This is a genomic window from Promicromonospora sp. NPDC057138, from assembly GCF_042670845.1.
Lineage (GTDB): Bacteria > Actinomycetota > Actinomycetes > Actinomycetales > Cellulomonadaceae > Promicromonospora.
In genome coordinates this window covers 16,478-35,803 of sequence record NZ_JBHUUX010000038.1, presented here as the reverse complement: position 1 = coordinate 35,803, position 19,326 = coordinate 16,478, and the positions used below count along the sequence as shown (strand labels likewise).

Here is a 19,326-nt window from a genome sequence, read left to right as displayed (position 1 = left end):
GAGGCTTGACCGGTCCACTCCCGACGCCCGGAGCGAGACAGCCTCACCTGTGTGACGCGCGGGTTCCGTCGTCACGGTGGGCGAGCGTGGCGAGCGCGTCCTTCCAGTACCCCTCGGCGGCGACCGCATGGCGCTCCGAGTCGATGTTCTCCTCGACCACGGTGACGAGCGTGCCGCCGTCGTCGGGCTCGAGCATGATGCGGATCTCGTGGTAGTTCTCAGGAGCGTCCGCGAGGCCGTTCAGCGGCGCGAAATGCGTGAAGTGCAGCAGCTTCGGCCGCTCGACGGCGATGACCTGGCCCTTGTCGGCGAACACCCGCCCGAAGAAGTGGCCCTCGAACGTGATCGGGCTGCCCGGCCGGAAGTCGGTCTCGATGTTGGCACCCAGCATCCACCGCGCCCCGGGATGCATGAGCTCGGCCCAGACCCGCTCGGGCGGCTCTGCGACGTGGGTCGTCGCGGTGACGGTATGGCGCGGGGTGTCGGTGCTCATCGCTGGCCTCCGGGGTGCTCTCGGAGACGACCGTACCCCGCGCCAGACCGTGCTACTCCCCGAAGTCGACGTTGCCGCGGCACGCGTCGCCGGGGCTCGGCACGACCGACTTGAAGCCGTGGCTCACCCACTTGCCGTAGGTCTGGACGTGGCCGTCGGTGACGAAGTCATCGTCGAACCCGGGCGGGTTGTTCTCTTCGGCGTCGGGAACGTCCAGACCCGAGAACGCACATATCGAGCTGGCGTTGTGCGCACCCGGGACCGAGGCACCGGTTCCGCTGGTCTCGCCTGCCTGTGCCGACATGGCACCGCCCAGGCTCAAGCCCGCCGCGACGACACACGTCAGGATGACGCGCTTCATGGTCACCACCTCCTCGTGGTGAGGGGCGGCCGGGTAGGTCGGGCGAACCCGGTCCGCCCCCCATGGCCAACGTACGTCGGGGTCACCGCGGCCACCGTCCGAGGCACAGAGTTCACCCGGGCGATGTCAGGTCGCCAGCCCGTTGCGGTAGGCGTAGACCACCGCCTGCACGCGGTCGCGCAGGCCGAGCTTGGCCAGGAGGCGGGACACGTACGTCTTGACCGTCTCCTGGCTGATCACCAGGGCCGCGGCGATCTCTCCGTTGGACAGGCCGTCCGCGATGAGCCGCAGCACCTCCAGCTCGCGGCGGGTCAGCGAGGTATCGCCGGAGGCTTCCCCAGCGGGCTTGATCCGCGCCGCGTACCTGCCGACGAGCTGCCTCGTCACCTCGGGGGCCAGCAGAGCGGCCCCGGTCGCGACGGTGCGGATGCCGGTCAGCAGCTGCGCCGCTGGGGCGTCCTTGAGCAGAAACCCGCTCGCCCCGGCGCGCAGCGCCTCGTAGACGTACTCGTCCAGGTTGAACGTGGTCACGACGAGCACCTTGACCGGGCGCTCCGCGCCGGCTCCGGCGAGCAGACGGGTCGCCTCGATGCCGTCCAGGACCGGCATCCGGACGTCCATCACCACGATGTCCGGGTTCAGCCGGCGGGCGAGGTCGACGGCGGCCCGCCCGTCCCCGCACTCGCCCACCACCTCCAGGTCGGGCTGGGCGTCGATGATCGTCGCAAACCCGGTGCGGATCAGCACCTGGTCGTCGCAGATCAGGACCCGGGTCGGCGCGCTCACGACCGGCTCCCCGTCGGGATGCGGGCCAGCACGACAAAGCCGCCGTCGTCCCGCCGTCTCGCGTCGAACGTGCCGCCCAGGGTGGTGACCCGTTCGCGGAGCCCGGCGAGGCCGCGTCCGCTCCCGGCCGGGACGCCGCGCGAGCCGGCCCGCGCTCCTGCCGGTGCGCTGGTTGGCGCCCCGGGGCCGTCGGTGCTGACCTCCACGGTGATCTCCCTGTCGTCGTAGTGCACGCTGACCGCCGTCGGGCTGCCGTGGGCGTGCTTGAGGGCGTTCGTCAGCGACTCCTGGACCACCCGATGGGCGGTCCGCTCGGCGCTGCCCGCCGCCTCGGCCGGCGCGCCCACCTCGGTGAGCTCCACCGGCTGCCCGGCCTGCCGCGTCTGCTCGACGAGCACCTGGAGCCCGCCGTCCGGCGGCGTCCTGACGGCGCCGTCGTGGCCCGGGTCGAGCACGTCCAGGAGGTGGCGCAGGTCGCCGATGGCCCGCCGGCCCGTGTCGGTGACGGCGGTCAGGGTCTCGTCGAGCCGTTCGGGTGCGGCGGTCAGGTACCGCGCGGCCTCCGCCTGCACGACCATCGCCGTCACGTGGTGGGTCACGACGTCGTGCAGCTCGCGGGCGATGCGGGTCCGCTCGGCGGCGCGGGTGTCCGCGGCGACCCGCAGCCGGCGTTCCGCCTCGGCCGACCGGGTGGAGCGCAGCCAGGCGCCGACTCCCCACGCCAGGGCCATGGCCAGGTAGAACGTCAGGTACTCGTCCACCCGCTCGGCGTCGGTCAGCCGGTCGAGAGCGACCGCCAGCCCCACGTATCCCACGGAGAGCACGACGGCGACCAGACGCCGACGGCGCTCCAGGTGCGCGCCCGTGCTGATCAGCGCGATGCCCAGCGCATTGCCCGCGAACGAGTGGTAGCCCTGGACCTGCCCGATCGCGAAGCCGAGCGAGACCAGCGCGATACACACGGCAGGCCACCGCCGCCGCACGGCGAGCGGGAGGCACTCGAGGCCGATGACCACCAGGGCCCAGCCGTCCAGGGGGCGGGCGGGCAGCTCACCGACCTGCGTCCCGTACTCCCGCAGCGCCGGTACGAACGCGGCGCCTGCGAGGCCGAGCGCGAGCGGCAGGTCCCGGACAGTGACGTCGAGCCGGTGCCATCGCCCCAGGACCTGCCGGTCCGGGTCCTGCCGGAGATCGGTCACCGGGGGAGCGTAGCGACCGCGGCCGCCCGGGCGCCGCGCCCACGCGGCACAACGTGACCGCGTCGGTAGGCCAGCCGGATGAACACCGCGGCGACCACCGCGCAGAACACCAGGGAGTACACACTTCCTTCCGGGCCGAACTCACCCCCGGTGATGAGCGCATTCCCCGACGTCGTCGCATCCAGCAGGCCCTGCGGGGTGTTGTTGCCCGAGACCTCGGTGCTGAAGATCGCGCTCCCCGCGATGTTCCAGCCGAGGTGCAGACCGATCGGCACCCACAGCTTGCGGGTGGCGACGTAGGCGGCGGTGAGCATGCCGCCGGCCTCGATCGCGATGGCGAGCGCGCCCCACAGGCTGGCGTTCGGGTTGACCAGGTGAACCAGGCCGAACAGCAGGCTGGTCACCGTCAGAGCGATCCATGTCCCGGTCCACCCCTCGATGATCCGGAACAGGACGCCGCGGAACATCAGCTCCTCCGTCACGGCGGCCGCTGCCATGACGCCGAGCAGCCCGAGCGCGCCCGTCGGCGTGCCCAGGCCGTGGACCGTGTAGCTGCCGAGAAACGCGAGGTTAGCGATGACCAGGCCGAACAGCGCGACGCCGAGCAGCGTGCCCCAGCTGATCGCCGGGGCCGCGCCCTTGAGCGCGACCTCCACCGGCGCTCGGTGCTCGGTCCGCCGCACCACCCAGGCGTAGACGACGACGGCGAGCACCGCCGTCGCCACCCCGACGGCCAGTGTCAGCCAGGGATTGTCCTGAACCGCCATCAGGCCCTGGCCGCCGAGGAACGAGACCGCCACAACCGCTACGAGCTGCCATACCAGACGCACGATGACTCCTTGTCGAGAAGCCGCGGCCGGAGCGCCGCGGGCTACCCCGAACGCTATGGACGCGGCGGTTCGCGGTAGTCACCGCACGGTGGACATTCGCAGGTAGCTCGCACGGGGGACAGACTGGCCGCCATGAGCAGCAACCTCGACCGGATCCGGGCCGAGATCATCGCCCATCCGTCCAACGCCTGGGCGCGCGACCTCGGCTACGAGCCGCTGTACGCCGCGGCACCGGGCGCGCGGATCGCGGTCATCGGCCAGGCGCCCGGCCGCAAGGCCCAGCAGAGCGGCGTGCCGTGGAACGACGCCAGCGGCGTGAAGCTGCGGGCCTGGCTCGGCGTCGACGACGCACAGTTCTACGACCCGGACCAGTTTGCCATCCTCCCCATGGACTTCTACTACCCGGGCAAGGGTGCCTCCGGCGACCTGCCGCCGCGCAAGGACGTCGCGGACCTGTGGCACCAGCGGATCCTCGCCGAGCTGCCGGACCTCGCGCTCACCGTCCTCGTGGGCGGCTACGCCCAGAAGCACTACCTGGGCGCCCGCGCCAAGCAAAGCCTGACCGAGACCGTGCGTGCCTACGCGGAGTACCTGCCCTCCATGATCCCGCTGGTGCACCCGTCGCCGCTCAACTTCCGCTGGCAGTCGAAGAACCCCTGGTTCGAGGCGGACGTCGTTCCGGCGCTGCGGACATTGGTGGGCGAGGCGCTCGCGGGGTCGTGACGGCGGCCCGACGCCGTCCGGCAAGGCCGCCGGCCTCACCGCCGACTCGCTCGAGCAGCCGCCCGAACCCGCGGACCCGCTACTGGGTCGAACCGGGACCGTCAGCCGGCGTCTTCGCGGAGCAGCTCCCGCAGGGTTTCGGCTTCCTCGGCGCATGCCCCGCATCCGAGCAGGTGGGCCTTCATGGCGGGGTCCTCGTAGTGCGGGTCCGCGATCTGGCGCTCGACGTACTCGTCGATCTGGGCGAAGCAGTCGTCGCACGACAGGTAGGGGCTCGTGTCGGCAAGGAGGCTGGTGATCGTCGTGGGGCTCAGGCCGCGAGCTGAATCTGTCATGGGGTGCTCCGGTTGGGGCGGGCGTCGAGAAAGCCGCTGTCGATGAGCGCAGCGCGCAGTCGGCGGCGGGCGTCGTGCAGGGTCTTGTAGAGGGCGTTGCGGGTGCTGCCGAGCCGGTCGGCCAGGACGTCGATCGGCACCTCTTCCACCAGCAGCGCCAGCACCACGCGCCGTTGGTGCGGGGTGAGCTCGCTGGCAATCGCGGCCCGGACGGCGCGGGCGAGCTGTGCGGCTTCGGTGTGTGCCTCCGGAGCCGGCGACCGGTCGGCGACGAGGGCCAGGGTGTCGGGCAGGGGAACCTCACGGTTCCGCCAGGCCTCGCGGCGCACTGCGACACCCGCGTGAAGCACCCCGAACTTGTAGGCCCAGGTGGTGAAGCGGCTTCGTCCCTCGAAGGTGCCGAGCCGGCGCAGCACGGCGACCAGGGCGTCGTTCGTAGCCTGCTGGGCCATGTCCTCGAGGTCTCCCGCACCTGCTCCCGGCAAGAGATCGCGCAGTCGCCAGACCTGATGCCGGGCGGCCCGCAGCAGCAGCTCACGGAGCCGTAGCAGCGCCTGCTGGCCGGCCGGACCGTCGTCAGTCAGGTCGGCGAGCCACATGCCATCCGAGGGGGGTGCGGGGGCCGCGGCGGGAATCGCCCGGTTGACGGTGGTCACGGTGCCACCTCCTGAGGCAGTGGCGCCACTATGCGAACCGCCAGCTCGGGCGGGCAGCCGCGGTCGACCAGCTGCAGGAGGGCATGTAGGTCGAATCGGCCATCGGAAGCGACCGCGTCTGCGGCCGCGGCCGGGAACCCAGCCTCGAGCAACCGACAGCGGCGCCACGTCTGGACGTCCGCCGGAGGTCCGCTGCTGCATCCGGGTGCAGCCTGCGTCTTGTGCGGGGTCATGTCCTGTTGGTGTCGCCATACCGGCGCCGTCTTACCCCGCCCGGGCCGCGGGGGTAAGAGTCCTGCGGCTGCCGACACCAACATGGTCATGGCCCTCTCGACGACGTCTTCATCGTCACCCGCACCGCTGCGGGTGGTCAACGTCGGTTGCGCCGGCCTACGCCAACTCAAACCCCGCGACTTCCCCGGCAGCTTCCACTGACCCAAGAAGAACGAGAGAGGAACTCCCGATGGCCACGAAGACCCCCGCCCCCGGCACCACCCGAACGACCCTCGGCGCAGAACGCGCCTTCCTGCTGCTGCGTACGGTGTTCACCGTCGCGCCAATCGCCTTCGGCCTGGACAAGTTCGCCGGGCTGCTCACCGACTGGGACCAGTACCTGGCGCCCTGGATCAACGACCTGGTCCCCGGCACCGCCCATGAGGCGATGATGGCAGTCGGCGTCGTCGAGGTCGTCGCCGGCCTCGTGGTCGCCTTCGCCCCGCGGTTCGGCGGGCCGCTGGTTGCCGCCTGGCTGGCCGGCATCATCGTCAACCTGGTGACCATGGGCGAGTACTACGACGTCGCGCTGCGCGACTTCGGGCTCCTCGTCGGTGCGCTGGCCCTGACGGCGCTGGCCTGGGACCGCCGCAAGGCGTCGGCGTGAGCAGCGCGGCGATCTCCGCTGCTCGGGCCACGCCCGCTGGTGAGCGGGGCGCTCGCGGGGTCGTGACGGCGGCCCGACGTCGGGCCGTGCCGGCCGCTCAGGCCGCGCCCTCGGACGCGGGGTACGACCCGTCGTCCGACACCGCGGCCCCGCCCGGCCGCTCCAACCACGGCACGGGCGGCCCGCGCGTATCCTCACGATTGGGGCACCCTGGAGACGTCCGCGGGTCTGGCGCGAGTCATCACAGGAGAAGACATGACCGGGAACTACGTCGCGACGGCGACGATCACGATCGACGCGGCACCAAGTCACGTGTGGTCGGTGCTCACCGACCGCGACGCGATCAGGGAGTTCATGTTCGGCACGGAGGTCTCCACCGACTGGACCGTCGGCGGGCCGATCACCTGGCGCGGCACCTGGGAGGGGAAGGGCTACCAGGACAAGGGCACGATCCTCGAGCTCGAACCCGGACGACGGCTCGTGCACACGCACTTCAGCGGGCTCAGCGGCCAGGAGGACAAGCCCGAGAACTACCACATGCTCACCTGGACGCTCGAGGCCACAGCAGGAGGGACCCAGCTGACGCTATCGCAGGACAACAACGCCAGCCCTGAGGAGGCCGAGCACTCGAAAGCCATGTGGGAGAGCCTCGTGCAGAGCGTCAAGGAGATCGCCGAGCGAGCAGCCTGAGGCCGTCCCCCCGCACGATGACAAGCCGGGGTCAGCTGGCCTTGAGGAATTCGGGGCGGATGACCTCGCGCAGTGCGGCGGTCATGGTGGTCAGGTCGATTGGTCCCGAAGCCGGTCGTGCTTGCTGGTCGAGGGTTTCCAGGATCGCTAGGCGTGCCATGGTCGAGACAGGCAGGTCTCGGCCGGCGGCGAGCGCGGCCAGACGGTCGTACTGGTCGGCAGTCAACCGCACGGACAGCACCCTTGGAGCGGGCTTGTCATCTCGCCGCACGCCCACGGCGTCGTCGGGCAGCGGGTCATGGCGTCGCGCCTCGGACTCTTGGGAGACCTCGGTCAGCAGATCTTCGATGCTCTTCTCGTTCATGGTTTCTTGTCCTCCCGCTTGCCACCGGCTTGGTCCTCGCCGGTGGGCTGTTCTGCACGCTGGTAATGGCGCTGGTCGACGTCGTTGGACTTCCACGCGTTCGCGCCCCAGAGTGTGTCACCTTCACGCACGGTGATCACCGTGATGAGGAGGCCGGCGGTCTCCGACCAACCAATGGTTCGGTCCGACAGGCCCTTCTTCGCTGCCGGATCCGGGGAGAACACAACCGCGGCCGGATCGGCGAACGCCTCGTTCGCCCACTCTGGCTCGATGTTCGTCTCCCCAGCGGACTCCTTCCGGGCTGATCTGGTGCGGATGTAGTCACCTCGGTGCTTCCAGTCCGGTTCCGCCGGGCTGGTCTCTTCGCCATCGCTCACGTAGTAGAAAATACTACGTCGGATCTTCAGACGGAAGGCTCGCCGGCCGACAGGTGCAGATTGATCCGATGAACGTGTCCGACGTCGGCCGGGTCGGCTAAGCGACTGGGCCGGCGCACGTCTGAATTCACCCGCTGCCGCCTCTGCGTGGGGCCAGTCCTCGCTATAGATTTCGTCGGTGCTGACCCAGACGCCCCTCTGGCCGGAGCTACAGGCGCCTCGACGGTCGCCGTGGCCGCGGCGGGGCAGGCGCAGTTCGGAGCGGCGCAGGCGCCGGGCGATCGGCATTGTCGCCGTCGCGGCGAGCATGGTGGTGGCGGCTGGGAGCGCCTACGCACTCGACGTGTTCGGCTCCAAGGCGACGGCTCCGCCGTCCGCAGTGACGGAAGCGCGGACAGCGATCGCCGAGAGCGCGACGTTCCGCGCGGATCTGATCGGCGAGATCAAGGATGCCCAGGCTGTCCTGAAGAGCCCGGACGGTCAGGCCGCGGAGAAGTCCGAGCGCCGGATGCTGAACGCGGCGATCGACGACGCACAGGCCGTGGCGGTGTCGCTGGAGTCGGTGGCATCCGCGCCGTGGGGCACGGTGGATGAAGCCAAAGCGGTGCTGGAACTGACGAGCGCGCTCCAGGACGACGTACCCGTCGTGACGGCCGCCCTGCGAGACGCCGCCAGCGCGGTGGCGACGTCGGGTCGGCAGGTGCGAAAGGCACGAGCGAAGTCCGAGGCGACGGCGCAGATCCAGGACGGCAGCGCCGCCGTACTCGCCGAGACCTCGCAGGACGGGACGGGCGTGGAGGCGGACGGCGCCGACCCGACAACCGGAGACGCGGGCGCCGACCCCGCGACCGACCCGGCAACCACTGAGGATGCAGGCACGGACGCAGCGACGCCCGCCGGCACCTGTCCCGAACCGGACCAGGTGTGGTCCGCGGAGAACGGCCACCTGTCGTCCTCGGAGCTGGCGTCGATCCCGTTCGCGTCGGGCCACTACGTGCGCGCCGACGTCGTCGGTGGACTGGCGGACCTGAACGCGGCGTACGCGGCCGAGTTCGGCGTGAACCTGACCATCAACTCCTCGTACCGCACGTACGCGCAGCAGGAGGCGCTGTACGACCCGTCGTCCGACACGGCGGCCCCGCCCGGCTGCTCCAACCACGGCACGGGACTGGCGATCGACATCGGCGGCGGCGTGGAGGCCTTCGGGTCGGCCCAGTACGACTGGCTCAAGGCCAACGCCGAGGCTTACGGGTGGGTCCACCCGCCGTTCGCCGAGCCGTCCGGGCGCAATCCCGAGCCGTGGCACTGGCAGTCCGTCCAGGCGCCCAACAGCTACTGACGTGGCCGACGTCGTTCCGGCGCTGCGGACGCTGGTGAGCGAGGCGCTCGCGGGGGTCGTGACGCCGGCATCGGCGTCCGATCAGCCGGTCGTGGACGCGGCTTCGTCCCGGGACATCTCTACCGCTCCGGAGCTGCGCAGGAACACGATGATCCAGCTGAAGATGAGTACCGCGGCGACCAGCTCGACGGCCGTGAGGTTGTAGTACCCGGTGATGAAGAAGACCGCCAGGATCACGATGACCCCGACGTAGATGTAGCCGAGCAGGACAAACACTCGTGGCATCGACGGAAGCAGCCGGCGAAGACTCACGACCATCGTGACGTAGATGATCACCATTCCGATGGCGGCGGTGTTGTGCGCCGCCAGGAAGTCGTCGACGGGGAAGATCCCGACGCACGCGAGGAGCACGCCGATGAGCACGAGCGCCGTCCGGACGAGGGTGCGGCCCCGCACCTCCATGGGGGTCGAGTGCGGCAGGTACGCGGTGGTGTAGTGCGCGATGGTCGTGACCATGACGCCAGCGATGATGAGGGTCAGGTTGAACGCCATCGCAGAGATGTCGTCGGTCATCCCGAGGGCGCTGAGGTTCTCCTGCCACCAGTACGGATCGGTGGCGCTGAGCATGCTGGTGAAGGCGCCGACGACGAGGAACAGCGCCAGGACCAGCGAGACCATCATCGGGGTGAGGTTCACAGCTGAGAGAAATGCCAGGTAGGCGGTCACGGCCAGGGCGACGCCGCCGAGCACTGCGGCGGCCGTCGAGTACGCGGTCGCTCCGATGAAGCTCTCGCCCACGACGGACGCGAGCCCGATCCATCCCAGCAATGCGATGACCGCGTGCGCCAGCGCCAAGGCCGCGATATCGAACCAGCGCAGCCGCGGGCGGCCGCTGCCACCCGCTTCGTCGCGTCGGATCTGGGTACGTCGCAGTACACACCCGAAGAGGAATGCGGCAATCGCGACCAGCGCTCCGCCGATGGCGGCGAAATCGCCGATCGAGCCGCGCCCGGAGATCGGCACGCCGCTGTCCCGGAACACGAAGAGCCCCACGAGCGCACCCAGCACGAAAGCGCCGGCGCCGGCGAGAAGCGCCGATGATTCGCGCGACTCAGTGCTCGCGACGGGGTGACGAAAGATGCGATAGAGGGGTGTCGGATCATTCATGTCGGACTCCTGTTCTGCTCGCCGCCGGGCCCGTCCTACGTTCCTCGGGCCCGGCTGCGGCCACATCACCCGAACAGGATGATTCGTCAGTCGCTTCGCGCTCCGGCTCGCTCTACCGTGCCGGAGCGGCTCGCCCTACCGGCTCACCCGGACCGGCTCCCACGCGAACCCGTCCGGGTCCGTGAACTCGCCGAGGTCGCTGTTCACCGCGATCCGGTGCGAGCCCGACCCCTCCGGCGGCACCCCGGCGTCCTTGGCCAGCGCCGCGCGCTTGTACAGGCCGAGCCCGATCGGGCTGGAGCCCATCTTGAAGTCGACGTACGAGCCGAAGCTCTTGCCCACGGTCAGGCCGCGCTGCACGTAGAACTTCTTGCTCGCCGACACGTCGTCGGCCCCGATGAGCAGCACGATCTCGTCGACCTCGCGTGCGGCCGGGCCGGAGTCCTTCTTGGCGGACGTCGCGACCTTCCAGATCGCGCCGTCGGGTGCCTGGAGGACGCCGCCGTGGCCCCACATGGACTTGGCGACGGGCTTGAGGACGGCGGCGCCGGCGGCGACCGCCGCGTCGAACATGGCGTGGACGTTGGCCGGCTGGGAGGTGATGAGGGACAGGTCGTATCCGCGGAATCCGGTCGTGGGGACGTCGGTGGCGCGGAGCTGGAGGGTGTCGCCCAGGTCGAAGGCGGCGTCGTAGAAGGAGCGTGCGGCGGGGAGGTCGGTCACTTCGAGGGTGACGGAGTCGATGTTTGCCATGCCCATCACGTTAGGTTCCGCGCGGCGTCCGGTGCTTCTCGATTCCTGACCGACTCTTGCGACTCTTTCCGACCAAGCCCGCCCCGTTCGCAGTAGCCTCCTGATGTGCCCCTCGCACCGGAGCTGCTCGACTGGTTGCTCGACGCCGACCCAGCGCTGCGCTGGCAGGTCGAACGCGACCTCGCGGGCGCGCCCGAGGACGTGTGGGGCGCGACGCGAGCCCGCATCGCGACGGAGGGATTCGGGGCCCGCCTGCTCGCGCTGCAGGATCCCGACGGGCAGTGGGCCGGGGGCGCCTTCTTCCCCGCGGGGTTCGAGGGCGACGAGGAGGGCCAGCCCTGGACGGCGACCACCTGGACGCTCTGCACCCTCCGGGACTGGGGCCTCGACGCCGCCGTCCTGGCCGGCACGGCCGAGAAGCTGGCCGCGGGCTGCCGCTGGGAGTACGAGAACCTGCCCTACTGGGAGGGTGAGGTCGACTGCTGCATCAACGGCTGGACGCTCGCCAACGGCGCGTGGCTCGGCGTGGACGTCTCGGGCATCGCCCGGTGGTTCGTCGACCACCGGCTGGCGGACGGCGGCTGGAACTGCGAGTGGGTCGAGGGCTCGACGCGCTCGTCGTTCCACTCCACGCTCAACTCCCTGAAGAGCATCCTGTACTACGAGGTCGCGACCGGCGGCAGCGACGAGCTGCGGGCCGCGCGCCGGGCCGGCGAGGAGTACCTCCTGGAGCGCCGGCTGCTGCGCACCCTGTCGACGGGCGAGCCCGTCGGCCCCTGGGCGACCCGGTTCCGCTACCCGTTCCGCTGGGGCTTCAGCGCGCTCAACGCCCTGGACTACTTCCGCGCGGCGGCGCTGCACGACGGCGTCGGACCCGATCCCCGGCTCACCGACGCGGTCGAGGTGGTGCGCGCCGCCCGCCGCCCGGACGGCACCTGGCTGCAGGAGGGGCGCCATCCGGGCCGGGTGTGGTTCGAGGTTGACGTGCCGGAGGGCGAGCCGTCGAAGTGGCTCACGTTCCACGGCACCCGCGTGCTCGACTGGTGGGACGGGCGCCGGGGCTAGCCGGCGTCGTCGGCCGTGGTGGGCGACGCCGGCTCCCGGCCGACGACGCCGAGGCGCAGCAGGCCCGTGCGCAGGGGGCTCGTGAGCACCATGACGAAGAGCCAGAAGTACGACGGCACGATCAGGCTGAGCAGCATGGCCAGCGTGAAGAGCAGCGCCATGGCCAGCGGCGCGGCTGCCATGGTGGTGGGGAACGGCAGTCCGGCCGCCGTCCGCTTGCGTCGTTCGACGACGGCGATGGCGAACAGCAGCCACGCGCTCACCGCGAGGGTGCCGATGTAGGACGCGATCAGCGGCCGGTCTGTCTCCAGGCCGCCGGTGAGCGCGGTGACGACCGGCATCAGCGTGATCGTGAACAGCCACGCGAACTGCAGCGTCGTGCGGCCGCGGTCCGCGGGCGTGTCCGGCAGCAGCATCGCGTGGTGCAGCCGCCAGAACAGCGCGATCATCACGAAGCTGAGCGTGAAGGCCAGCAGCTGCGAGGCGTGCGCGTCGACGTACTCGGCGAGGCTGTGGTCGTCGGCGGTCGCCTCGGACACGCCCTCCATGAGCGGCAGGATGAGCAGCGTCAGCGCGATGGCGATCGCGGCGTCGAGGAAGGTGATGAGGCGTTCGCTCGTCTGCTCCGGCGGCGTCGTCGTGCTCGTCTGGGTGCTCACGCGGGAGATCCTGCCATGCTCGTGCCGACGTCGAAAGGTCGGCCTCCAGCACAACATTGCGCATGGTTTTCCGCCCGGGACCATGCGCAAGACTGTGCTGGAAGCGGACCGTTCCGTTCGGCTCGCCCGGGCTAGCCGACGACGGCCGGCGTCCGGGCCGCGCGGGCCACCGCCAGGCTGGTGATGGCGGCCGCGGCCGACCAGGCCTGCGGGCGGCAGGCCGCCGGGTAGGGCGTGGGCACACCAGCGCGGGTCGCTGGGTCCCCGGAGTGCAGCTCCGGCACGCGGTAGCCGAAGCCCTCGGCCGCCGCGAGCAGTCCGTCCACCGTTCGCGCGGCATGCTCGGCACGTCCCGCCCGGTGCATACCGTGCACGACGATGGCGGTGTCGTGCGTCCACACGCTGCCCCCGTGGTACGACAGCGGCCAGTAGCCCGCTGCGCCGGTGGACATGGTGCGGATGCCGAAGCCGGTGGACATCGTCGGGCCGAGCAGCAGGTCCGCGACGTGCAGCTCCTCCGCGGGGTCGAGGATTCCCGTGCCGATGAGGTGCCCGATGTTGCTCGTGAGCGTGTCCACCGGCCGCTTGTGCCGGTCCAGCGCGACCGCCGGATAGCGGCCCTCGGGAGTCTCGACCCAGTACGTCCGCGCGAACCGGGCACGCAGGTCCCGGGCCCAGGCACGGAGCGCGGCCGGGCGCAGCGGGCCGGGCTCCTTGGGGCCAGGCTCGGGGGAGCCGAAGGCCTCGAGGAGGTCCGCGCCCGCGAGCGCCGCTTCGTAGGCATAGCCCTGCACCTCGCAGAGCGCGATCGGGCCCTCGGCGAGGGTCCCGTCGCGCCACTGGATGGAGTCGCCGGAGTCCTTCCAGCCCTGGTTCGCGAGCCCGCGCCCGGTGCGGTCGATGTAGTCGAGGAACCCGTCGCCGTCGCTGTCGCCGTGCTCCAGCAGCCAGGTCAGGGCCCCGCGCAGGGCGGGCAGGAGGGCGGCGACCTCGGCGTCGGGCATGCCGGCGCGCCAGGCGTCGGCCAGCAGGCACACCCACAGCGGGGTGGAGTCGACGCTGCCGTAGTACAGCGGCGGCAGGACGACGTCGTCGTGCGGGATCGCCAGCGGCGTCGCGCGCAGCTCGTGCAGGATCTTGCCGGGCTCCCGCGCCGTCTCGACGTCGTGGGTGGTGCCCTGCAGCCGCGCCAGGACCCGCAGGGTCGAGGCGGCGGCCCCGGTGTCGACGGGGAGCGCGAGCCGGGCCGCCCAGAGGGCGTCGCGTCCGAACAGCGTGAAGAACCAGGGTGCGCCGGCGGCGAAGAAGTCGTCGTCGGGGTGGTCGGGGAGGGTCAGGCGCAGGGCGTCCAGGTCGTCGAGGGCGGTTGCCAGCCAGCGGCCGAGCCGGGGGTCGGCCCCGGCAGGGAGATCCGCGCGGCCTGCGCCCGGCCAGGTGCCGGCGGCGCCCCGCACGACCAGGGAGCCGTCGTGCAGCGCGAGCGACCAGGCGGCCTCCGCCTCGCCGCCCGGCGGGACGTCGAGCGGCCAGACGGCCTCGACCTCGCCGCCGGCAGTCGTGGTCACGGTCGCGCCGTCGGCCGTCAGGGTGAACGACCGAGGGCCGGCACTCGCGGTCGCCGACCCCGGGGCGACGGTGACGGCGACGTCCGGGTTCGCGGCGCCGGCGAGCCCCGCCTTCACGTCGTGCAGCGTCGCGAAGTCCGGTCGGAGCCGCAGGCGCAGGGTGACGCGGACCGCCTCGGGCAGGTGCGAGGCCACCGTCCAGGTCTCGGCCACCTCGCCGTCGGCGACGCGGCGGTCCCGCACCAGGCGGACCTTGGGGTCGGGCTGGTCGTCGTCGACGGCGCGCAGGAGGCCGCCGAATACGACGCGCGAGGCGCCCTCCGGGGCGAGCGAGATGTACTCGACCGGCGACTCCGCGCACTCGCACGTCAGCCCGCTGACGTGCCGGACGTCGCCGTGGTAGACGCCGTCGACGGGCGCGCCACCGAGGTCGCCGTCGCGGCCGGACCACACCTGGGTCGGGGCGCGCAGCGCGATGACGGCGTCGCTGAGCAAGGGCTGCAGCGGTGCTGTGCGGTCGGCCGCGCGCTCGGGCTCGGGGGTGAGGCTCATTCTTTGACGGCTCCTTCGCTGGCGTTCATGATGCGTCGCTGGAAGACGAAGAACACGACCGCGACGGGGATGGTCATGAGCGCCGCTGCCGCGAGCTTGATCGGGTACTGGCTGCCCTGGCTGAGCTGGCCGCTCGCGAGGGACGCGACGCCCTTGGTGAGGGTCGTCAGCGAGGGGGACTGGGCGGACACGATGAAGTGGCTCAGCTCGTTCCACGACCCCTGGAACGAGAGGATCACGATGGTCACGAGCGCCGGACGGGCCATCGGCAGCACCACGGACCAGAAGATCCGGAACGTGCCCGCCCCGTCGATCCGCGCCTGCTCCTCGACGGAGGCGGGGACCGACTCGAAGAAGTTCTTCATGATGAACACGCCCGCGGCGTCCACCAGCAGGGGCAGGACCATGCCCGCGTACGAGTCGTAGATGCCGAGCTGGTTGATGACCAGGAACTTCGGGATCAGCAGCACGACGGTCGGCACGGCCATGACGGCGACGAGCCCCGCGAAGACGACGCCGCGCCCGCGGAAACGCAGCCGGGCCAGCGCGTAGCCCGCGAGCGAGTCGAAGAAGACACGCCCGGCGGTGACGAGCACCGTCACGACGGCGGAGTTCGCGAACCACACCGGGAAGTCCGACCTGAGGAACAGACGCCCGTACGCGCCCCACGTCAGCGGGTCGGGGATCAGGGAGACGGGGCTGGCGGCGGCGTCCGCCTCCGTCTTGACCGACGTCGCCACCTGCACGAGGAACGGGTAGACGTAGACGAGCGCCAGGGCGACCAGCAGCGCGTAGAGCGCGACCTGCCAGGCGAGCGCCTTCGGCGTCAGCCGGCGCGTGGTGCGGGTCATGCCGCCTCCCCCTTGGTGCGGGCGGTCCGGGCCCGGCGCCGGACGTCTGGTCGCTCGCGCAGGACCCAGCGCTGCAGGATCGTCAGGAGCACGATGATGACGAACAGGATGAACGCGATCGCCGCGCCCCGGCCCCACTCCTGGGACAGGAACGCCGACTGGTAGCTGAGGTAGGCAGGCGTCAGCGTCGTCTTGCCCGGGCCGCCCTGCGTGCCGGTGTAGATCTGGTCGAAGACCTGCCAGCAGCCGATCAGCCCGAGCGTGAGCACGGTGAACAGGGTCGGCCGGAGCTGGGGGAGCGTGATGCGCCAGAACCGCTGCCAGCCGTTCGCTCCGTCGACCATGGCGGCCTCCTCGACGTCAGGCCCGAGGTTCTGCAGGCCCGCGAGGAAGAGCAGCATCAACGTGCCGCTCGTCGTGAAGATCGCCATCAGCACGAACGCCGACATCGCCACCGAGGGCCCCGCGAGCCAGTCCCACCACGACAGGCCGAGGAAGCCGTGCTCGGTCAGGGCCTGCGGCCCCGACCGGACACCGAGCGCGCCGAGCAGGTCGTGCAGGACGCCGCTCGGCTCGTTGAACCAGTTCGGCCCGGCGATGCCGAGGCGGGCGAGGATCGCGTTGACCACGCCCGACGTCGAGAACAGGAACAGCCACAGCACCGTGATGGCGACCGAGCTGGTGACCGACGGGAAGTAGAACGCCGTGCGGAACACGCCCCGGCCCCGCAGCACCGCGCGGTTGACGAGCACCGCGAGGAACAGGGACAGGGCGGTCTGCAGCGGGACCACCAGCAGCACGTACCAGGCGTTGTTGCGCAGCGCGACGCCGAAGTCGCGCTCCGCGAGCCCGCCGCCGGTGGTCACCGCCGCGTAGTTGTCCAGCCCGACGAAGCCGACGTCGGACGACAGCGGGCTGCCGCGTCCCGACCAGTCCGAGAAGCTGACCCACAGCGCCATCAGCACGGGCACCAGCATGAACACGCCGAGGATCAGCAGCACGGGGGCCGTGAAGGCCCAGCCGGCGAGCGCCTCCCCGCGCCGGAGCCCGCGAGGGGGCCTGGCGCGGCGGGGCGCCCGTGCCGGCGTCGGCGTCGTCGTCGGCGCCGATGCCGAGGCCGCTGGGGGAGCGGACGGTGCGGACATCGCTCCCTACTCCGCTATCGCTTCGAGGTTCGACTGGGTGTCGTCGAGGATCTGCTGCGGGTCGCCGCCCTCGAGCGACTCGAGCTGGGAGTTGAGGTCGGTGATGACGTCGGTCGCGCCGGCCCACGTGGGCGGGAACTGCGCGTACTGCGCGCCGTCTAGGAACGCGGCGAGGTCGGGGTTCGCGCTCGTCCAGTCGCCCGCGGCCGACTCGGTCGACGGCATCGGGCCGAACGCCTTCGAGAAGGCGAGCTGCTGCTCGGTGCTCGTCAGGTGCGCGACGAGGTCCAGCGCGGCCTGCTGGTTGGGGCTGTCGGCGGCCATGCCCCAGCAGTTCGTGAACTGCAGCGTGCCCTGGCCGGCGGGCCCGGCGGGCAGCTCCGCGACCGTGTACTCGACATCCGGGAAGTCGGTGCTCAGGGCGCCGGTGATCCAGTTCCCCTCGACGGTCATGGCGGCCTGCTCCTTGCCGAAGGCCTCGCCGGGCCAGCCCGCGCCGAGGTCGGCCGCGTACGCGAACGTGCCGTCCGTCAGGTGGGTCTGCACGTACTCGAGGCCCTCTACGCTGCCCGCGCTGTTGGCGACGGGCTCGTCGTCGACCACGAGACCGCCGCCGGCCTCCGCCATGAAGACGCCGAGGCGCTGGTACTCGTTGCTGAGCGCGAGGCCCACGTGGTCGTCGGTGGTGAGCGTCTTGGCGACCGTCGCCAGCTCGTCCCATGTGGTCGGGACGTCGGCGTCGGTCAGGCCCGCGTCCTCCCAGAGCCGGGTGTTGATCACGAGCCCGAGCGTCGAGAAGTCCTTCGGGGCGCAGTAGAACGTGCCGTCGACGGTGAAGTTCTCCACGAGCGAGGGGTAGAAGTCGTCCTTGTGCTCGACGAGGTCGCCGTACGGCTGGAGCGAGCCGTTGTCGGCGTAGCCGGCGATCGCGTCGGGCGAGAGGTAGAACAGGTCCGGCGGCGAGCCGGCCGCGAAGCCCTGCGAGAGCTGCTGGGGCAGGTCGCTGGCGACCTGGACGTCGGCGGTGACGCCCGAGTCGGCGGACCAGTCGGCGACGGCGTCCGTGACCGCGTCGGTCTCGGCGTCGCCGGACGAGGCGATCAGGACCGAGAGCGCGTCGTCGGAGCTCGTGAGCTCGGTGGTGCCGCCGCTGGCGGCGTCGTCGGCGGGCTGCTCGAAGCCGGAACCGCCGCAGGCGGTGAGGGCGAGCGCACCGGCGACGAGGAGGGCCCCCGTACTGGCGAAGCGCCGTGAGATGTGCCGTGTCATGTGTCTCTTCTCCTTTGATGAGGCAGCACGCGGTGGTGGCCGGTCCTGACTTGACCCGGTCGAATTTGAACGATCAAATTGTGCTTGGCAGGAGAGTATGGACGGGGCGGGCGCGGTGTCAAGACGCCGTCGCGGCCCCTAGGATGACGCTCCGAACGTTCGCGGCAGGCGGTTCGGGGTGGGCGGTTCACTGCGGGCGGTTCCAGGCAGGCGGTTCAGTGCAGGCGGTTGACGACGGCGAGGAGGGGGCAACCATGGCGAAGGCCCCGACCGTGGAGGACGTCGCACGCGCCGCCGGCGTCTCCCGCCAGACCGTCTCGAACGTGCTGAACTCCCCGGCGATCGTGCGCGGCGCCACCCGCGAGCGCGTCGAGCGGGCGATCGCGGAGCTCGGCTACCGCCCGCACGCTGCCGCGCGGCGGCTCCGTACCCGGCGCAGCTCGACCATCGGGGTGCGCCTCGACCCATACCTGGGCGGGATCTCCGGCGTGGTGCTCGACCGCTTCGTCCACGCGCTCACGGAGCGGGCCAGCGAGCGGGGCATGCGGATCCTGCTCTACGCGGCGCACACGCCCGCCGAGGAGATCGAGCGCATGGGCGACCTCGTCGACGGCGGCGAGATCGACGCCATTGTGCTCACCGGGACGTCTCGCGAGGACACCCGCACGAGCTGGCTGCAGGGGCGGGACGTGCCGTTCGTGTCGTTCGGCCGCCCCTGGCGCGACGACGACACGGGCGCTCCCGCGCACCCCTGGGTCGACGTCGACGGCGCCGCCGGCACCCGCGCCGCGACGCGGCACCTGCTCGACCACGCCGGCCCGCGGATCGCGTTCCTCGGCTGGCCGGAGGGGTCGGGCACCGGGGGCGACCGCGCCCGCGGCTGGCACGAGGAGATGTCGCGCGCCGGGGCGTCGGGCCCCCGCTGGTTCGTGGAGGAGAGCGTGAGCCAGGCGCGGGAGGTGGCCGGGGCGGAGCTCGCGGCCGACCCGGCGGTGGACGGCGTCGTGTGCGTGAGCGACGCGCTCGCGATCGGCGCGCACCTGGCCGCGACCTCCCTCGGGCGGCCCGAGCTGCCGGTGGTCGGGTTCGACAACACCCCGGCCGCCGAGGCGCTGGGTCTCGGCAGCGTCGAGCAGCTCCCCGAGGAGGTCGCCGTCGGAGTCCTGGACCTGCTGATGGGCCCGACGGGAAACGCCGTCGTGCCCCGCAGTCCCGACGAAGAGGCGGCCTACGTCCTGGTAGAGCCGCGCCTGGTCATCCGCTGACC

At 71.5% G+C, this 19,326-nt stretch carries 22 protein-coding genes; 6 read left to right on the top strand and 16 right to left on the bottom strand.

The annotated features are described in order from the left end of the window. Positions 1–43: 43 nt before the first annotated feature. The 5 genes from ACFT2C_RS19150 to ACFT2C_RS19130 form a co-directional block, all read right to left on the bottom strand. Positions 44–493, bottom strand: a complete 450-nt coding sequence (locus ACFT2C_RS19150) for an SRPBCC domain-containing protein (protein WP_377208663.1) — start codon at positions 491–493, stop codon at positions 44–46. Positions 494–545: 52 nt separating this feature from the next. Then, a complete protein-coding gene (locus ACFT2C_RS19145; protein WP_377208662.1) occupies positions 546–854 on the bottom strand; it encodes a hypothetical protein in 309 nt (102 codons plus the stop codon). A gap of 126 nt (positions 855–980) precedes the next feature. Next, a complete protein-coding gene (locus ACFT2C_RS19140) occupies positions 981–1,640 on the bottom strand; it encodes a response regulator (protein ID WP_377208661.1) in 660 nt (219 codons plus the stop codon). Further along, on the bottom strand, positions 1,637–2,839 hold the full coding sequence (locus tag ACFT2C_RS19135; protein ID WP_377208660.1) for a sensor histidine kinase: 1,203 nt from the start codon (positions 2,837–2,839) through the stop codon (positions 1,637–1,639). The genes ACFT2C_RS19140 and ACFT2C_RS19135 overlap by 4 nt, the downstream gene beginning before the upstream one ends. After that, positions 2,836–3,669 (bottom strand): CPBP family intramembrane glutamic endopeptidase, encoded by an 834-nt coding sequence (locus tag ACFT2C_RS19130; protein ID WP_377208659.1) that lies wholly within the window; start codon positions 3,667–3,669, stop codon positions 2,836–2,838. Before ACFT2C_RS19130 ends, ACFT2C_RS19135 begins: the two co-directional genes overlap by 4 nt. 132 nt (positions 3,670–3,801) lie before the next feature. On the opposite strand from ACFT2C_RS19130, the gene ACFT2C_RS19125 reads away from it, so the two are divergent. Then, the gene (locus tag ACFT2C_RS19125) at positions 3,802–4,392 is read left to right on the top strand and encodes a uracil-DNA glycosylase family protein (RefSeq protein WP_377208658.1); all 591 of its coding nucleotides are present in this window, start codon (positions 3,802–3,804) and stop codon (positions 4,390–4,392) included. 101 nt (positions 4,393–4,493) lie between these two features. On the opposite strand, the gene ACFT2C_RS19120 is transcribed toward ACFT2C_RS19125, so the two are convergent. Both ACFT2C_RS19120 and ACFT2C_RS19115 read right to left on the bottom strand, forming a co-directional pair. Then, complete coding sequence (locus ACFT2C_RS19120) at positions 4,494–4,727, bottom strand: hypothetical protein (RefSeq protein ID WP_377208657.1); 234 nt, start codon at positions 4,725–4,727, stop codon at positions 4,494–4,496. Further along, entirely contained in the window at positions 4,724–5,383 is a 660-nt protein-coding gene (locus tag ACFT2C_RS19115; protein ID WP_377208656.1) for an RNA polymerase sigma factor, read from the bottom strand. Before ACFT2C_RS19115 ends, ACFT2C_RS19120 begins: the two co-directional genes overlap by 4 nt. A 463-nt stretch (positions 5,384–5,846) precedes the next feature. Here ACFT2C_RS19115 and ACFT2C_RS19110 point away from each other — a divergent pair, with 463 nt between their 5' ends. Together ACFT2C_RS19110 and ACFT2C_RS19105 are read left to right on the top strand one after the other, a co-directional pair. Continuing rightward, positions 5,847–6,263, top strand: coding sequence for a hypothetical protein (locus tag ACFT2C_RS19110; protein ID WP_377208655.1), 417 nt, complete (start codon positions 5,847–5,849; stop codon positions 6,261–6,263). 255 nt (positions 6,264–6,518) lie between these two features. Beyond that, a complete protein-coding gene (locus ACFT2C_RS19105; protein WP_377208654.1) occupies positions 6,519–6,953 on the top strand; it encodes an SRPBCC domain-containing protein in 435 nt (144 codons plus the stop codon). A gap of 31 nt (positions 6,954–6,984) precedes the next feature. Here ACFT2C_RS19105 and ACFT2C_RS19100 read toward each other — a convergent pair whose 3' ends face one another. Together ACFT2C_RS19100 and ACFT2C_RS19095 are read right to left on the bottom strand one after the other, a co-directional pair. Further along, positions 6,985–7,317: a hypothetical protein gene (locus tag ACFT2C_RS19100; protein ID WP_377208653.1), complete on the bottom strand. Its 333-nt coding sequence runs from the start codon at positions 7,315–7,317 to the stop codon at positions 6,985–6,987. Next, on the bottom strand, positions 7,314–7,694 hold the full coding sequence (locus ACFT2C_RS19095; protein WP_377208652.1) for a hypothetical protein: 381 nt from the start codon (positions 7,692–7,694) through the stop codon (positions 7,314–7,316). The genes ACFT2C_RS19100 and ACFT2C_RS19095 overlap by 4 nt, the downstream gene beginning before the upstream one ends. Positions 7,695–7,872: 178 nt before the next feature. Between ACFT2C_RS19095 and ACFT2C_RS19090 the strand changes: the two genes are divergently transcribed. Then, positions 7,873–9,033 (top strand): M15 family metallopeptidase, encoded by a 1,161-nt coding sequence (locus ACFT2C_RS19090; RefSeq protein WP_377208651.1) that lies wholly within the window; start codon positions 7,873–7,875, stop codon positions 9,031–9,033. An 81-nt stretch (positions 9,034–9,114) separates the two neighbouring features. Here the strand turns inward: ACFT2C_RS19090 and ACFT2C_RS19085 are convergent, their stop codons facing one another. Next, on the bottom strand, positions 9,115–10,200 hold the full coding sequence (locus ACFT2C_RS19085; protein WP_377208650.1) for a hypothetical protein: 1,086 nt from the start codon (positions 10,198–10,200) through the stop codon (positions 9,115–9,117). A 135-nt stretch (positions 10,201–10,335) separates the two neighbouring features. Next, positions 10,336–10,953: a glyoxalase gene (locus ACFT2C_RS19080; RefSeq protein ID WP_377208649.1), complete on the bottom strand. Its 618-nt coding sequence runs from the start codon at positions 10,951–10,953 to the stop codon at positions 10,336–10,338. Positions 10,954–11,058: 105 nt separating this feature from the next. Here ACFT2C_RS19080 and ACFT2C_RS19075 point away from each other — a divergent pair, with 105 nt between their 5' ends. Further along, positions 11,059–12,018 carry a squalene cyclase gene (locus tag ACFT2C_RS19075; protein WP_377208648.1) on the top strand — a complete coding sequence of 320 codons (960 nt, stop codon included), beginning with the start codon at positions 11,059–11,061 and terminating at the stop codon, positions 12,016–12,018. On the opposite strand, the gene ACFT2C_RS19070 is transcribed toward ACFT2C_RS19075, so the two are convergent. The 5 genes from ACFT2C_RS19070 to ACFT2C_RS19050 form a co-directional block, all read right to left on the bottom strand. After that, entirely contained in the window at positions 12,015–12,677 is a 663-nt protein-coding gene (locus ACFT2C_RS19070) for a TMEM175 family protein (protein WP_377208647.1), read from the bottom strand. The two genes, ACFT2C_RS19075 and ACFT2C_RS19070, sit on opposite strands and share 4 nt — an antisense overlap. Before the next feature lie 131 nt (positions 12,678–12,808). Then, positions 12,809–14,794 carry a glycogen debranching N-terminal domain-containing protein gene (locus tag ACFT2C_RS19065; protein WP_377208646.1) on the bottom strand — a complete coding sequence of 662 codons (1,986 nt, stop codon included), beginning with the start codon at positions 14,792–14,794 and terminating at the stop codon, positions 12,809–12,811. Further along, on the bottom strand, positions 14,791–15,645 hold the full coding sequence (locus tag ACFT2C_RS19060) for a carbohydrate ABC transporter permease (RefSeq protein ID WP_377208645.1): 855 nt from the start codon (positions 15,643–15,645) through the stop codon (positions 14,791–14,793). Before ACFT2C_RS19060 ends, ACFT2C_RS19065 begins: the two co-directional genes overlap by 4 nt. Then, on the bottom strand, positions 15,642–16,790 hold the full coding sequence (locus ACFT2C_RS19055; RefSeq protein ID WP_377208644.1) for a carbohydrate ABC transporter permease: 1,149 nt from the start codon (positions 16,788–16,790) through the stop codon (positions 15,642–15,644). Before ACFT2C_RS19055 ends, ACFT2C_RS19060 begins: the two co-directional genes overlap by 4 nt. Before the next feature lie 6 nt (positions 16,791–16,796). Further along, on the bottom strand, positions 16,797–18,059 hold the full coding sequence (locus ACFT2C_RS19050; protein WP_377208643.1) for an extracellular solute-binding protein: 1,263 nt from the start codon (positions 18,057–18,059) through the stop codon (positions 16,797–16,799). A 254-nt stretch (positions 18,060–18,313) separates the two neighbouring features. Here ACFT2C_RS19050 and ACFT2C_RS19045 point away from each other — a divergent pair, with 254 nt between their 5' ends. After that, a complete protein-coding gene (locus tag ACFT2C_RS19045) occupies positions 18,314–19,324 on the top strand; it encodes a LacI family DNA-binding transcriptional regulator (RefSeq protein WP_377208642.1) in 1,011 nt (336 codons plus the stop codon). Positions 19,325–19,326: the final 2 nt, after the last annotated feature.